This window comes from Zarconia navalis LEGE 11467 (assembly GCF_015207075.1).
GTDB classification, from domain to species: domain Bacteria; phylum Cyanobacteriota; class Cyanobacteriia; order Cyanobacteriales; family Geitlerinemataceae; genus Zarconia; species Zarconia navalis.
In genome coordinates this window covers 1-14,049 of the sequence record NZ_JADEXN010000060.1, presented here as the reverse complement: position 1 = coordinate 14,049, position 14,049 = coordinate 1, and the positions used below count along the sequence as shown (strand labels likewise).

Annotated in this window: 15 protein-coding genes and 1 tRNA gene; 10 read left to right on the top strand and 6 right to left on the bottom strand. The window is 48.0% G+C overall.

Annotation, left to right across the window (positions count from 1 at the left end; genetic code table 11):
- Positions 1-592, bottom strand: a 592-nt coding sequence (locus IQ235_RS05125; RefSeq protein ID WP_264320421.1) for a response regulator transcription factor, incomplete at its 3' end; no start/stop codon positions are given.
- A gap of 235 nt (positions 593-827) precedes the next feature.
- Positions 828-3,290: a PAS domain-containing sensor histidine kinase gene (locus tag IQ235_RS05120; protein ID WP_264320420.1), complete on the bottom strand. Its 2,463-nt coding sequence runs from the start codon at positions 3,288-3,290 to the stop codon at positions 828-830.
- 447 nt (positions 3,291-3,737) lie between these two features.
- Between IQ235_RS05120 and IQ235_RS05115 the strand changes: the two genes are divergently transcribed.
- The gene (locus tag IQ235_RS05115) at positions 3,738-4,079 is read left to right on the top strand and encodes a hypothetical protein (RefSeq protein WP_264320419.1); all 342 of its coding nucleotides are present in this window, start codon (positions 3,738-3,740) and stop codon (positions 4,077-4,079) included.
- Between the two features lie 50 nt (positions 4,080-4,129).
- Here IQ235_RS05115 and IQ235_RS05110 read toward each other — a convergent pair whose 3' ends face one another.
- On the bottom strand, positions 4,130-4,495 hold the full coding sequence (locus tag IQ235_RS05110; protein WP_264320418.1) for a single-stranded DNA-binding protein: 366 nt from the start codon (positions 4,493-4,495) through the stop codon (positions 4,130-4,132).
- A gap of 31 nt (positions 4,496-4,526) precedes the next feature.
- A complete protein-coding gene (locus IQ235_RS05105; RefSeq protein ID WP_264320417.1) occupies positions 4,527-4,739 on the bottom strand; it encodes a hypothetical protein in 213 nt (70 codons plus the stop codon).
- A gap of 229 nt (positions 4,740-4,968) precedes the next feature.
- On the opposite strand from IQ235_RS05105, the gene IQ235_RS05100 reads away from it, so the two are divergent.
- The 4 genes from IQ235_RS05100 (at position 4,969) to IQ235_RS05085 (ending at position 7,931) form a co-directional block, all read left to right on the top strand.
- Positions 4,969-5,973, top strand: a complete 1,005-nt coding sequence (locus IQ235_RS05100; protein ID WP_264320416.1) for a rod shape-determining protein — start codon at positions 4,969-4,971, stop codon at positions 5,971-5,973.
- A 6-nt stretch (positions 5,974-5,979) separates the two neighbouring features.
- A complete protein-coding gene (gene mreC / locus IQ235_RS05095; protein ID WP_264320415.1) occupies positions 5,980-6,816 on the top strand; it encodes a rod shape-determining protein MreC in 837 nt (278 codons plus the stop codon).
- The gene (mreD, locus tag IQ235_RS05090) at positions 6,797-7,384 is read left to right on the top strand and encodes a rod shape-determining protein MreD (protein WP_264320414.1); all 588 of its coding nucleotides are present in this window, start codon (positions 6,797-6,799) and stop codon (positions 7,382-7,384) included. The genes mreC and mreD overlap by 20 nt, the downstream gene beginning before the upstream one ends.
- A gap of 163 nt (positions 7,385-7,547) precedes the next feature.
- Positions 7,548-7,931 carry a hypothetical protein gene (locus IQ235_RS05085; protein ID WP_264320413.1) on the top strand — a complete coding sequence of 128 codons (384 nt, stop codon included), beginning with the start codon at positions 7,548-7,550 and terminating at the stop codon, positions 7,929-7,931.
- Positions 7,932-8,001: 70 nt separating this feature from the next.
- Here IQ235_RS05085 and IQ235_RS05080 read toward each other — a convergent pair whose 3' ends face one another.
- Complete coding sequence (locus IQ235_RS05080) at positions 8,002-8,391, bottom strand: response regulator (RefSeq protein WP_264320412.1); 390 nt, start codon at positions 8,389-8,391, stop codon at positions 8,002-8,004.
- A gap of 376 nt (positions 8,392-8,767) precedes the next feature.
- On the opposite strand from IQ235_RS05080, the gene IQ235_RS05075 reads away from it, so the two are divergent.
- The 5 genes from IQ235_RS05075 to IQ235_RS05055 all read left to right on the top strand — a co-directional run bounded on the left by IQ235_RS05075 (position 8,768) and on the right by IQ235_RS05055 (position 12,426).
- Positions 8,768-8,839 (top strand) — tRNA-Gln (locus IQ235_RS05075).
- Positions 8,840-9,351: 512 nt separating this feature from the next.
- The gene (locus IQ235_RS05070) at positions 9,352-10,410 is read left to right on the top strand and encodes a Gfo/Idh/MocA family protein (protein WP_264320422.1); all 1,059 of its coding nucleotides are present in this window, start codon (positions 9,352-9,354) and stop codon (positions 10,408-10,410) included.
- A complete protein-coding gene (locus IQ235_RS05065; RefSeq protein ID WP_264320411.1) occupies positions 10,398-11,180 on the top strand; it encodes an LmeA family phospholipid-binding protein in 783 nt (260 codons plus the stop codon). The genes IQ235_RS05070 and IQ235_RS05065 overlap by 13 nt, the downstream gene beginning before the upstream one ends.
- Positions 11,181-11,618: 438 nt before the next feature.
- The gene (locus IQ235_RS05060; RefSeq protein WP_264320410.1) at positions 11,619-12,035 is read left to right on the top strand and encodes a secondary thiamine-phosphate synthase enzyme YjbQ; all 417 of its coding nucleotides are present in this window, start codon (positions 11,619-11,621) and stop codon (positions 12,033-12,035) included.
- Between the two features lie 49 nt (positions 12,036-12,084).
- The gene (locus IQ235_RS05055; RefSeq protein ID WP_264320409.1) at positions 12,085-12,426 is read left to right on the top strand and encodes an anti-sigma factor antagonist; all 342 of its coding nucleotides are present in this window, start codon (positions 12,085-12,087) and stop codon (positions 12,424-12,426) included.
- A gap of 247 nt (positions 12,427-12,673) precedes the next feature.
- Here the strand turns inward: IQ235_RS05055 and IQ235_RS05050 are convergent, their stop codons facing one another.
- Positions 12,674-13,642 (bottom strand): pentapeptide repeat-containing protein, encoded by a 969-nt coding sequence (locus IQ235_RS05050; protein ID WP_264320408.1) that lies wholly within the window; start codon positions 13,640-13,642, stop codon positions 12,674-12,676.
- Between the last annotated feature and the right edge of the window lie 407 nt (positions 13,643-14,049).

Genomic DNA, 14,049 nt, shown 5'->3' with positions numbered 1-14,049 from the left:
GTCCCCACGCTTCGATGGTTTGATTGAACCGATCTAAAGAAACGTACAGCATGGGAATCATAGGTGATTCTTCGCCATCGAGGGTTTGTCCGCCGCCGATTCGATCGAATTTTTCTTGGAGAGATAGTCGGTTGGGCAACCCCGTGAGACTGTCGTAGTGCATCAAATAGTCGAGTTGCTCTTCTTTGATCTCGATTTCTTTGATGTAGTAGGCATGGGTTGCGGCTTTTTTCTGGAGTTGGGCATCGATGGCGCCAAGGAGTTCGGCGCGGGTAAAGGGTTTGGTGAGATAGTCATCGGCCCCCAGTTCCATCGCTAAGCGGAAATCCCCTTTTGCTGATTTAGCTGTGAGGAAAATAAATGGGATCGTGGTGGCGATCGGATTTTGGCGAATCAGTGCCAACACTTCATACCCATCGAGTTGCGGCATGGTGACATCGCACAAAATCAGATCGGGCACTTCGGCGATCGCCAATTCATAGCCAAGTTTTCCCTCTTGGGTTCCAATTGCCTCGTACCCCTCTGCTTCTAGAATTTCTAGAATACTATCTCGGATGGAGTCGTTATCTTCAACGATCAGAATTTTGGTCATAGTACAGGCATCACACGGGAGCTCAATCTGGGAAACTTCTACTTTATCGCTAACTCTCTATAATTCCTTCTCTTCTCAAGGTAACATTACGGTAAAAGTGCTGCTAATCTAGTGCCTCTCGTTGGAAGAAAGTTGCCAAAACTCTACACGTTTCCTACACATTTTTGATGAAGGTTTGCAACCTTGGGGGAAGAACGGTCTCAAGCATTCCTTAGACGATCCCCAACGTTCAATTTTACGATGTTATTGGAATTTCGATCGTGAATTCAGTTCCTTGCCCGAGAATCGATTGGCATCTCAATTTTCCTCGGTGTTTTTCGGTAATAATTTGATAGCTAATGGACATTCCCATGCCCGTACCTTTACCGACAGATTTCGTGGTAAAAAAGGGATCGAATATTTTGGATTTGACCGATTCGGTCATTCCCATACCATTATCTTTAATTCGAATTAATATTTTTTTAGGGATCTGAGTCCGCGACTTTAAAATAACTTCTGTCGTAATTCGCACGACCGGAATAAGATTATTTTCTCCATTAACAGTCTGGTTTTTATCGAATTTTTTAGATTCGTCAATGGCATCGATTGCATTTGAAATAATATTCATAAAGACCTGATTGAGTTGTCCGGCAAAACACTCTATCTCAGGGATGATTCCATATTCTCGCACCACTTTAATTTCTGGTCGATCGAGAGTCTCTCTCAGGCGACTGCTCAAAATCATTAACGTACTATCGATACCAGAATGAAGATCGACTTTTTTCTTTGCCGACTCGTCTAGTCTAGAAAAGTTTCGGAGTGATAGCACGATTTCGCGAATGCGCTCTGTACCCACTTCCATAGATGATAAAAGGTTTGGCAGATCTTCTTTGATAAATTCAAGATCTATCTCTTGTCCTATCTTCACGATTCGATCGGGTATTTTATCGAACTCCGATTCATATGCCTTTAATAAGCGTAAGATATCAAAAATATAGTCTCTGGCATGAGATAAATTACCATGAATAAAGCAAATTGGATTATTAATTTCATGAGCAATTCCAGCAACTGTTTGCCCGAGAGAAGACATCTTTTCGCTTTGGACGAGCTTCATTTGGGCCTTTTTTAGTTTTCTAAGTGCCTTCTTTAGATCCTTCGCTTGTTGGCGGAGTTTTGCTTCAGCCTGTTTGCGTTCGGTGATATCGCGATCGATACCTCGATACCCTTGAAAATTTTTAGACCGATCGAAAAATGGAACTCCATTCGTTTCTAGTACGATCGAGTGTCCATTTTTATGCAGGCTGACATTTTCAATACTAATTAAGGGTTCTTGTTTTGCAAATTTTTCTTTTATAACCCCAACAGTTTTTTGCTTATTTTCAGTTTCTTTTAAATTAAAAATTGTCGTTCCTAAAACTTCTTGAGGGCTATATCCAAGAACCGAGCTAATTTGCGGACTGACGTAAGTATAAACACCTTCTGAATTGATTTCCCAAATCCAATCACTCGTGGTTTCAACTAAATTCCGAAATCGCTGTTCGCTTTCTTGAAGTGCTGCTTTTGCCAAAACACGATCGGTAATATCGCGAGCGATACCGACGACAGATAGCACCCGACCACTAGAATTCCGAACGGGAGATAAATTAGAGGTATGCCATCGCCACGTACCATTACGATGTTTAATGCGGTACTCGATTTTGAATTGTTGTTTTTGCTCTGTCGTCACAATTTTAGCCATTGCCTCTTGGCAAATATATAGATCCTCCGGGTGAACGAATAGCGTATGGGGTTGACCTTGAATTTCCGCTGGACTATGTCCTAAAATATCGCTCCAGTTTGGGGAAACATAAGAAAAAAGACTATCTGGCGTCAATAAATAGATAATATCGTTAGCATTTTCCACCATCGACCGAAATTTAGCCTCGCTTTCTCGAATGGCTTGTTCGGTCGCCTCGCGATCTCTAATATCACGAACGAAGGCATAACTATATTCGGTATCGTTAAATTTTAAATACTTTAAACTAACCTCAACTGGTAATGTTTTTCCATTGTTTTGGCGATAGAAAGATTTTAAAGTAAAAGAGCCTTCTAATTTTAAAATTTCCCAATATTGCTGCCAGGTTGAATCTGGGAAATTCGGATCGATATCCGAAAGGCTCATCGATAAAAAATCAGACGGAGAATACCCAAAAATCTGACAAGCCGATTGGTTGACACGTAAAAAATCGGCTCGATCGTTCATAAAAAAAATGGCATCGGGCGATCGCTCGAGGGGAAACTGAGTCAGTTGCAGTTGCTCTCGAGTCTGCTTCAGCTCGGCTCTGCGTTGTTCAACTTCCTGTTCGACTTCTTCCCAAGCCTGTTGGAGCGTATCTTCTGCGGACACCCGAGCGGTGATGTCCATGATTAACCCATCCCAGAGAATCTCACCGTTGGATTGTCGTTCGGGAACGGCTCTCCATTTGACCCATTTCACCTTCCCCGATGGCCAAATCAACCGTCCTTCCCAATCCCATAATGTTAACTGTGCCGCCGACACCGCCACAGATCGATCGAATTCATCAATATCGTCGGGATGAGGCATTTTCAGTAACAGGCGAGCATCTGCTCGAATCGCTTCCGGAGAGACTCCCAAAATGGCTCGACAATCGGCAGAGAGAAACGAAAAACTGACTGAGTTATCCAAATGTTGGAAACATTGGAAAATGACTCCAGGCACGCTTTGAATGATTCGCTCCAGACGTGAATCGAGAGATCGAGATGGGTGGGAGTTGTGCATTGCTATCTCGATGCCCTCAAACATGAATTTACCGCTCTCATTATTATGGCGCGTTCCCCCTTTCCTCCAAAATCCGCATTTAAAAACTGCGAGATCGCGTGTCAAGAGCGATCGTGAATCGGAGAAATTCTCGCCGAGAATGCTAGATGAGGTTCGCGTGCCGTGTTAGCTTACAATGGCTAGCCCACTTGTTTGGGTCAAAAACGTGCGGATTTGCCAACAGCACGAGTGTAGAAGTAATTAAGGAGCCGGAACGAGAATTTTACCGTGCCTTAGATTTGGGTGATATCGGTCTTGAAGGTTGAGCGATTTAGGTACGCGCGTGTCTTAGAGATCGACGCTGCGCGATCGCTACAAAAAAATAAATAATCAGAGGTATATTTAAAGATGCGAAACCAGCAACCGCAAGATTCGATAGGGACGATCGAATTATCCCCAGGAATCGAAATTCAAGCATTAATCTCCCAAGAACATATTCCGGCATTGCGAGCGGGGTTTGCACTGTTTCCTGCCAACCCCCGATGGAGCGCGTTGAAGTTTCAAGCTTGGAAAAGCGGTCGTCGATTGCGGCAAGCCCTCGAGCGCGGCGAGACCTACGTTGGAGATCGGCATCTGACCCTCGTGGCAACCGAGCCTCAAGTAGAAAAGCCCGCACCGCGACAACCCATCGAAGCTTGTCTGAGCGCTGTTAAACGGTTGCTGGGAGAGCGCTCTTACGCGGGATTGTAAGTGTGCATTTTGGAGGAAGGCGGGCAGAGCTGCAGTCTTCCCCAGGGGATCTAAAATTCGTCCATGTCGTCGCGACCGATGGAGTTGGGTTCGTTATCGCGCTTAGATCCCAATAGATCCAGTCGATCGACTTTAATGACCGGCGAAGATCGGTTCGCACCCGTATTGCGATCGCTCCAAGTATCGATTTTCAGTGCCCCTTTCACACCAATAAGCGATCCCTTGCGGACGTAATTTGCTGCGACCTCCGCCGTTTTACCCCACAATTCTAGATTGAACCAGTCGGGTCGATCGCTGTTTCGACTGCGTCGATTGACAGCAAGAGTCAACCGACATTTAACGCTGCCAGACTCAAAATATCGCACGTCGGGATCTCCCCCCACTCGCCCCACAAGCGTCACCACATTCAGACTCATAATTTTAAGTTGAACTATCCTTCAACTTAAATTATGACGCATTTTGCCAACCCCAGGCTCCTTCATCTGCCAACTTGGGGAAACATTCATCGGAAGAATGCAATCTGGGCATCAGAATCGATCGCTCGACTGGACTTAAAACGAAAAACATACTAAGATCCACCTCGATCGCAATTACCGTAGGACAGACAAAAGAGTGACGCTCAAATACTAAGTCCAGTCGAACGTAAGGTTTGACTGTCATCCCAGATTTAAGCCTGGGTTAACTCAATCGGGGAAAATGTATTCTATGTCAGCCAATCGCAGGGAATTCAAACCGAACCATCCCCTGCCGTTACTCTTGCGGTGTAACCAAACGTGAAGCGTCACAATCTCCAAAATCACGATCGCTCGCGATCGGTCGCACACAAAAGAAATTCCTTAGGGGGACGTAGTTCGTGGGATTATTAAATCGCTTTTCACTCTCTAGAGATATGGGTATCGACCTGGGTACCGCTAATACGTTAGTTTATGTATCTGGAAAAGGGATCGTACTCCAAGAGCCTTCGGTGGTTGCCATCGATCAAGATGACAAACTACCTCTGGCCGTGGGCGAAGAGGCAAAAAAAATGCTCGGTCGTACCCCTGGTAACGTGGTGGCATTGCGCCCCTTACGAGATGGCGTGATTGCAGATTTCGATACCGCCGAGCTGATGCTCAAACACTTTATTCGCCAGGTTCATGAAGGGAGAACCCTGGTTTCCCCTCGCATCGTGATCGGGATTCCTAGTGGGGTGACCGGGGTCGAACGTCGGGCGGTGATGGATGCAGCTCTTCAAGCAGGCGCTCGGGACGTTCGCCTGATCGACGAACCCGTAGCGGCAGCTATTGGCGCGGGGCTTCCCGTGGCCGAGCCGACAGGGAACATGATTATCGATATCGGCGGTGGAACCACTGAAGTTGCCTTGATGAGTTTGCAGGGTATCGTGTTGAGCGAGTCCGTGCGAGTGGCTGGAGACGAACTGAGCGAGTCGATCGTTCAGTACATGAAAAAGGTTCACAACTTAGTAATCGGGGAACGGACTGCCGAGGAAATCAAAATTCAAGTTGGTTCGGCTTATCCCACCCACGAAGACGACGAGTTGATGGACGTACGAGGCTTGCACCTGCTCTCGGGATTGCCGAGAACCGTCACCATCAAGGGTCCGGAAATTCGCGAAAGTATGTCAGAACCCCTCTCGGTGATTATTGAGGCCGTCAAGCGCACCTTGGAGCGAACGCCACCGGAATTGGCTGCCGATATTATCGATCGAGGCATTATGCTTGCGGGAGGAGGAGCGTTACTCAAGGGATTGGATACGTTGATCAGCCACGAAACGGGAATTGTCACCCACGTGGCGGCCGACCCTCTCAGTTGCGTGGTTCTCGGAACTGGGCGAGTTTTGGAGAACTTCAAGCAGCTAGAGCGGGTGTTCAGCGGTCGCTCTCGCACGATGTAAACGCCCATGAAGGGAAATTCTATATACGTGTTTCGTCGCTGGTGGGAACGATACGGGGTACAAACGGTACTGGCAGTGTTAGCTCTGGTTGCGGCGGGGCTGGTTCGTCACACCAATGGTGCGGTGCTGTTTGAAATGTATCAAGCCCTCGCTCGCCCCTTTGAGGCTAACCCGGCACAACAGGAGCAACTGGTCAACGCTCGCATTCGCGAACTCGAACAGCGATTGGCAGAACAAGAGCGTCAAAATCAGTCCCTGAAGCAGCTCGTGGGTGCGGTTGGCGATCGCGATCGCCAACCGATTTTTGCCCCAGCGATCGGTCGCAGTGCCCATCATTGGTGGAATCATATTATTTTGGGTCGCGGTCGTCGGGATGGCTTGAAAAAAGGATATATCGTTACGGCTCCAGGAGGCTTGGTCGGTCGGATCTCGAGTGTGACCGATCGCACGAGTCGAGTTCTTCTGATTAGCGATCCGACCAGTCGCGTGGGGGTCACCATCGGTCGCAGTCGTTCGATGGGCTTTCTCCGGGGTCAGGGTACCGAACGAGCTGTGATGGAGTTTTTTGACAAAGTGCCTGATGTCAAAGCCGGAGATACGGTCTCGACTTCATCTTTGAGTCAGTTGTTTCCACCGGGAACGCCAGTGGGGAGCGTAGAATCGGTGAAACTCAATGCTAGCCCCGCTCCAGAAGCGACCGTCAAGCTTTCTGCCCCCATCGGTAATTTGGAATGGGCGCTGGTCGAACCCAATCGCCCCATTTCCGAGACTTCAAGCGACACCACGTTGGACGCAGAAGAACAACCCCAAGAAGAACGAGAAGATGGTTTCGAGGAAAACTAGCTTTGTCACCCCCTTAGCGCGATGGCCGTCCTGGATGCGTCGAGGGCTAGATGCAATCGTCACGGTGGGTTCTTTGCTCTTGTGCTTGCTATTATTACCCACTCGGATACCTGGGATGGAACTATTGGGCATCGGACCCAATTGGTTGCTGATTTGGGTAGTGGCATGGAGTCTCAATCGCACAGTTTGGCAAGGCGTCTTGGCCGGACTGACCATCGGGATCGTACAAGATGGTATGAGTTCGTCTCATCCCACCCATGCCGCAAGTTTGATCGCCGTCGGGGTGCTGGCGGCTCGATTGCAGAAACAGCGCTACATTCAGGAAGATTTTATCTCGGTGGCCCTTGTGGTTTTCGGGATGAGCGTTGTGGCTGAAACGGTGACGGCACTTCAGTTTAGTATCGATAGCCTTTGGGGGGATGCCTCTGGGACCGGGCGATCGCTTTCAGAAATTTGGACGTACCACCAGCGAGTGACGCTCGCCTCAGCGATTCTCAGTAGTCTCTGGGCACCTGCGATCTATTTTCCCCTCGATCGTTGGTGGGGGAAAATGAATTTATTAGAGTAGAGACCCGATCGATCGGGTAATTCGTTCGTTTTCAATCGGCTGTTCCTTCATCTTGTGCGATGGAAATGGAATTTCTCAGAACCCCAAAAACTCGATCGGAGTTTTTCTGCCATACTGAAAACAATCCTCGATTTGAGAGGTTGTTTTCTTTGAATTGTTAATTATGCTGGGTATATTTCAACAAAGCCATCTGCGAGTTGAGGTCGAGGCATCAGCCACTATCATCCAACAGAGTTTGCTCTATCCCGAACAGCTACAACAATGGTGGTGGCCGCAACGGGTTGCTGCGGGATTACCCGAGCAACTAGCCGAGGGATTGACCTTCACCAGTACGATGGGTTCTATGGCGATTCAACATCATGTCGATGCTGTTGGAGATAACTACCTGCGGCTGTTGCTGAGTCAAGGAATTGATGGCTTTCACGAGTGGTACTGGGGTGAGGGTTGGGTGCAGTCTCGCTTGGAAGGCATCTCCCTTCTGCCCTTGAATTTGGGGCAAACCCTGGGTCTAATGCGTCTGCGTCAGTTTGTCAGCCAAAAAAGCTAGTGGAGGGCATGAAATATTGCCGATTTCCATCAACGCCAGGACTGAGCAACGGTTAATTTTCAGAATCGGCCTAAGCTTCAGTTTTGGCATATTTCCCCACCACTTGGCGCAACTGCTCTGCATCGAACGGCTTGGTCAAATATTCCGTCGCACCAGCCATACGACCTTTGACTTTATCGAATGCTTTATCGCGAGCGGTGAGCATGACAATAGGAAGGTCTTGAAATTGAGGCAGGTTGCGTACGGTTCGACACAGTTCTAAGCCGTCAATTTCAGGCATGGAAACATCGAGCAACAGCACGGAAATCGGCTCGTGGTAAATCAGGCTCAAAGCATCTAAGGCATTATCTTCTAGTAGGACGCGATATTCTTGTCCTAAAGCTCTTTGGATCATTTGCTGGGTAATAGCGCTATCGTCCACTGCCAAGATGGTCTGGGTACGACCCTCGCTCGAAGACATATGATTCCTCTCTTGTATGACTCATCTGACGGACTGCTTTGAATGCTTTCGCATTGCATTGCAGCATTTTATTGGTCGATGCTTCCCCCATTTGGGTAAAGCTAGCGACCCGCGAATCGTTCAAGTCTTTTACTCTATCGATTCCGATAAAAAACAAACCCACAGTTGCTTGGGATTCTGTCGTAATCGCTTTGGGCGACACCTGCAAGATGCGCGATTGTAATTCTATTATAGTTTTGGTTGACCTGGGCCACATCTGCAAGCTCTGTCATAATCTTCTCTTAAATTGACTGTGGGTTTTTTAGATAGAACGATCTTAAAAAAAAGCTTGACATCCTAGGGGAACTTACTGCTAATATATACAAGGTTCGCTCGATGGGGCGTCGCCAAGTGGTAAGGCAGCGGGTTTTGGTCCCGCCATTCGGAGGTTCGAATCCTTCCGCCCCAGTCAGTTAAATTTACGTAAAAAGTACAAGCTTTAAGCTGTAAATTTTATTCATTTTTTTTCTAGACATTGTCGAAGTGCGATTGCGCTCCGATGACTTTCAAAAGAGCGAGAAGATATCTTTGAAAACCTCAAAACTCTTTTCTGTCGCATTTCGACCCTAACTCATAGCTGTCTCGTCGTCGTGCGTGCAACTTGGAATTCCATTTCTCCTATTCGCAGAACCCATCGATTGAGGAGAAATACCGCCTCCACCTCTTTGTCCTGTGCTCCGCTCGTGGCAGGCGACAGGGAAATCGAACTCGATTCATGGGTTTGATGGAGGTTACCCCGATACTTCGTTGGCGCAGCTGCCCTCAAAGGAGGCGAGGAACCGCGCGCGATCGCACGCTTTTCACTGACACAATTGTTTAATTGTTTAAGTCGATACCACGACTTTGCGCGCAAGACGCAAAGCGGGGTCTCCCCCTCCATTCTCAATTTCAATGCGCGATGGCTTATTAACTTTGACGCCAATGAAACATCCCAACTCCGACTCGATCGTCCCGTCGTACAATCTAACGACACCCATTCGTGTGGGTTTGGTAGGGACGGGTTATGCCGCCATGCGCCGTGCCGAGGCTTTTGGAGATGACGATCGATCGCAACTCGTTGCCGTCGTCGGTTCCGATTGCTTGCGCACCCAGGAATTTGCCGGGTCTTACTCCGCCGAAGCCATCGACTCCTGGGAAAAGCTCGTTCGGCGCGAAGATATCGATTTGGTGACTATTTGTACGGTGAACTGCGACCACGGGACGATCGCCCGCGCCGCCCTGCAAGAGGGCAAACACGTCGTTGTCGAATACCCCCTCTGTCTCGATCCCATCGAAGCTGAAGAACTTGTTGCCCTTGCCACCGATTCCGAGAAATTGCTCCACGTCGAGCATATCGAACTCCTCGGCGGGTTGCATCGGGCTTTACTTCACTCGCTGCCAGAAATCGAACCGGTATCTTACACTCGCTACATTACCATTTCCTCGAAACATCCCGCTCCCCGCCGCTGGTCTTACCAACCCGAAAAATTAGGTTTTCCTCTATCGGCTGCCCTATCTCGCATTCGGCGGCTGACAGATTGCTTCGGGGAGGTAACGCGGGTTAGCAGTCGAGATCGGTACTGGGATGCCCCAGAGGATGACTTTTTCACGGCTTGTTTGTGTACGGCTGAGTTAACCTTTGCATCCGGCGCGATGGCCGACGTGGTTTACGGTAAGGGGGATGCTTTCGGAGTGCGGGAAAATCGCTTTGAGGTGCATGGTGCAAAAGGAACGCTGATATTGACTCCAAAAGATGGAAAAATAATGCGAGGAGACGAGATCGTGCCGATCGAAATTGCTCCTCGTCGGGGTTTGTTTGCTAAAGATACGGGGATGGTACTCGATCGCCTGTTGGAAAACAAACCCCTGTATACGAACGTTCTTGACAGCGTTTACGCCCTCAAAGTGGCGGATGCCGCGCGGCAATCGGCCCAAACGGGGCAAGCAGTTCTACATCTGGATGCTGCCCTGCCCTCTGAAGATTCCCAATGGATTTACTGACCATTCTACTATCGAGCCTATTAAGTGCGCTCTCTCCCATGGGATTGATTCTCGATGAAACTCTAGAAGGGACGATCCGCGATCGCTTTGAGGAAGTTGAAGCACTCCAAGTCCGGATCGATAATGCCCCCAGTCACCAAATTTTGGCGGGGAAGGTGGAACGGGTAAGGGTTGCGGGACGAGGATTGTGGTTGCCGCCTTTAATCGAGGGCGGGGATAACGATCGCCCGTCGCTGCGAATTGCCCTGTTGGAAGTGGAAACCGATCCCATCGATCTGGATCTCGATCGCCTCAATGATGGGATCGAAGCCCTAGAAAAACCACTGCAAGCGGGAATTCGGTTGGTGTTGGAAGAAGAAGATCTCGATCGGGCGTTGAGTTCCGGCACCGCTTCGGCTGAGGTTCCCACCTTTGAAATGGGAGACTACAGTATTATCGCCCCCCAAATCGACTTCACCGACGAGAATCGAGTACAGGTGCAAGTTGCCGTTCGCCAAAAAGGAGATCGCGAATCTTTATCCGTGGCGATCGAGTCGGGGCTGCAGGTGCGGCAGGGGCGCTATCTGGAGTTCGTCGAACCGAGTATCTCGGTCAATGGCGAAGAAGCTGCCCCGGAAATACTAGTGGGGATTTTGGGGGCGGCGGGACAGTGGGATCTCGATCGCCTAACTCCCCCAGGTACGATCGTTCGGTTGCTACGCTGGCATCTCACCCCCGATGGTTTAGATGTTGCAGCATTTGTCTCAATTGACAACGGACAATCGCGGTAATAGTAGGGGCCGTGTCCCCGTGCAGTGGCGTTTGACCTGTTATAGGAAGCACGAGTACGATGGCAACAAAAAGATTTTTGACGATTTATACCCATTGACATTACCAAAACTGCAAGTCATCGCAAAATAAATATTGAATTTAATGTTTGAATTTGGAAGAAACGATGAAACTGTCAATTTAATGGTTTCGAGCTGGACCTAAAGTAAGATAATTGTACGGTAAATAGATAAAGCTTCGCCCTTGTTTTGGTTAAAACCGAGTATACCACAGCTCTCAAACCCCTGAAAACTCGTGACAAAATCCGTGAAGATCTTGGAAAAATCAGCTCGAAAACCGGGGAAATAGATGCTCGCGATCGAATTTTTGAACCGAACCAGAAACGAAAAGACAATCGACTGGTACATTAAATATCGAAACCCCACTGCGCTCGATCGATTGTGAATCACTACCAGCAAACCCTAAGAATTCAGACTACCGGCAAATCCCTCACCCGCATCACCCGGCAAATCGAAACCACCGTCAGCGATGCCGGCATCGAGATGGGGCTGTGTACCCTTTTCTTGCGCCATACCTCCGCCAGCTTGGTGATTCAAGAAAATGCCGATCCCGATGTCCTGGTCGATTTAGAAAACTTTTTTGCCAAACTCGTCCCCGAAAGTGGTTACTATATCCACAGTGCGGAGGGGCCTGACGATATGCCCGCTCACATTCGCACAGCACTGACCCATACTTCAGAACAAATCCCGATCGCGCGCGGCAGATTGGTTTTGGGAACTTGGCAGGGTATCTACATTTGGGAACATCGCCAGCGCCGCCATCACCGAGAACTTGTCGTCCACATCAGCGGCAATTAATCGGCGATCGAGGTTATGAAACGACAAGAATTAACTTTAGCGCTTCAACATGAACATTCAGATCGAAAATCTCGACGAAATCACCTTGATCGATCTCATCGGCGATCTTGATGCTAATACCGCCCCGCAGGTTCAAGAACGAGTGTTACCGATCGCCCAAACATCGGGTAAGATACTGCTAAATATGGCAGAAGTTCCCTATCTGTCGAGTGCGGGTTTGCGGATGCTGCTGCATCTTTACCGACAAGTGGGTGAGAATAAAGGGAAAGTGGTTTTGGTGGCTTTGGTGGAGGAAATTCGAGAAACCATGGAAGTGACGGGATTTCTTCAGTTTTTCGATACCTACGAAACGTTGGATAAGGGAGTGGAAGCCTTGGTCAATGACAAGTAATAAGTAATAAGTCGATATCAGTAGATATGCGATTAAATTAAGGATATTTTTCAGCCAGTTTAAAGATTTTCAATGAAGCCTTTTTATATAAAATTTATTTCGCCGGTCTAGTCCGAGCTGTTCGACCGCAATTTTATCAATTAAACGTACAAATCTCTTGCGACAGATTATTCTAAGTCATATTATTGAGATTATTCTCAAAATAAATTTCCCGATCGATAGAAAAATTAATATTCGCAATTCGTTTTTACTTCGCTCTAGAATGCTGGTACTTCGCTAAAATTTGGGCAATTTCGAGTAAGTCCGCACATTGTTCTCGCTTATCTTGATTCATTGTTTTCTCTGAGGTGTTAGACTGTTTTTGAGTGGCGCGATCGAGAGTTTTGAGTCTCAAATTGTATTCTTTGTTGAAGTACCGATCGATTTCTTCTCGATCGTAATCTTCCGGAACTTGGAGCCGAATCACAAAAGTTAAATCTGACTTCTTTTCAAAAGCTTGAATTAAAATTTTAGGATGTTTTAATTCTCGCTCGAGCTGTTGAAAAGTATCTAAAAAAGCGGTCCACTCAATACCGTCAGAAAAAATGAGTTCGACAATTTCTGCAGAAGACTGAAATAGGACAATAAATTCACCGGGTGCAAAGTTTTTTTGTGCGTCTTGCGGTTGTCGTTCTCGAAATCGAATTTTTCCAGCCGGAGTGATAACCGAATCGAGATAGATCCATTCGCAAACGATGTCTTTGAGATGGGTCGTTTCGTTAATATTCCAGTCGGAAACGCAAGCCCCCGTGAGAGTGGCACCTTCAAAATTGGCGGCGATCGCTTGCACGTCTACCAGACTTGCTCCAGTGAGGTCGGCTTCGGTGAAGTCGGCTTCGGTGAGATCGGCTTTTCTCAAATTTGCCCGTTTCAATTTCGCACCGGTAAAGTCAGCCCCAAATAGATCGGTATTGGTCAAACTAGTTTGAATTAAGTTAGCCCGACCGAAATTCGTGCCGAACAAAACCGCTCGGTCTAAGCTTGCACCTTGAAGGTCGGCTCCGAAGAAGTTTGCTTTAAACAAAATTGAATGGGAAAGGTTGGCTTTTCTAAGATCGGTTCCCCGCAAATCCACACCGCGAAGATCGGGCCGAATCTTTTTGTGTTGCTTGCGCCACTGATTCCACACTGGTACGCCTTGCTTGAGCAAGCTTAGATGTTCTTCATTGGCTACCAAGTCTCGAACTCCTCTCTTACGATTTTCCAAGAAAACGATCGCTAATATCAATACGACCTATTTGGTTTATTGAGGCGATCTCGAGATGCATCCAGAGGGCGCGTTTCGATCTTTTCCGTTTTTGAATTGCTCGATTGGCGATCGACTAGCCTTAGTATTATCACCATTTGGGATATCCAAATGCAAGACGCTTTCGAGAGCAACTCCGATCCTCGATGAGGGGTGGTATTTTGAGATCGGATCTGGGTAATCGATCGTCAACGCGCAAATTCCACGAGTTGCTCTCTCCCCCAGCAATGCCTGCTTCCTCCGCTTTGCAACCCCAATTATGGTGATTCAACCGGATTCGATCTGGGATCGGACAACGGTAACGATTCACGACCGCCCGACTCTACCCAGTCGTTACT

Bases quoted from the DNA above. Each gene is read 5' to 3' on its own strand.
- IQ235_RS05115 (WP_264320419.1), top strand. From the start codon at position 3,738: ATGCGAAACCAGCAACCGCAAGATTCGATAGGGACGATCGAATTATCC.
- IQ235_RS05110 (WP_264320418.1), bottom strand. From the start codon at position 4,495: ATGAGTCTGAATGTGGTGACGCTTGTGGGGCGAGTGGGGGGAGATCCC.
- IQ235_RS05105 (WP_264320417.1), bottom strand. From the start codon at position 4,739: ATGACAGTCAAACCTTACGTTCGACTGGACTTAGTATTTGAGCGTCAC.
- IQ235_RS05100 (WP_264320416.1), top strand. From the start codon at position 4,969: ATGGGTATCGACCTGGGTACCGCTAATACGTTAGTTTATGTATCTGGA.
- mreC (WP_264320415.1), top strand. From the start codon at position 5,980: ATGAAGGGAAATTCTATATACGTGTTTCGTCGCTGGTGGGAACGATAC.
- mreD (WP_264320414.1), top strand. From the start codon at position 6,797: ATGGTTTCGAGGAAAACTAGCTTTGTCACCCCCTTAGCGCGATGGCCG.
- IQ235_RS05085 (WP_264320413.1), top strand. From the start codon at position 7,548: ATGCTGGGTATATTTCAACAAAGCCATCTGCGAGTTGAGGTCGAGGCA.
- IQ235_RS05080 (WP_264320412.1), bottom strand. From the start codon at position 8,391: ATGTCTTCGAGCGAGGGTCGTACCCAGACCATCTTGGCAGTGGACGAT.
- IQ235_RS05070 (WP_264320422.1), top strand. From the start codon at position 9,352: ATGAAACATCCCAACTCCGACTCGATCGTCCCGTCGTACAATCTAACG.
- IQ235_RS05065 (WP_264320411.1), top strand. From the start codon at position 10,398: ATGGATTTACTGACCATTCTACTATCGAGCCTATTAAGTGCGCTCTCT.
- IQ235_RS05055 (WP_264320409.1), top strand. From the start codon at position 12,085: ATGAACATTCAGATCGAAAATCTCGACGAAATCACCTTGATCGATCTC.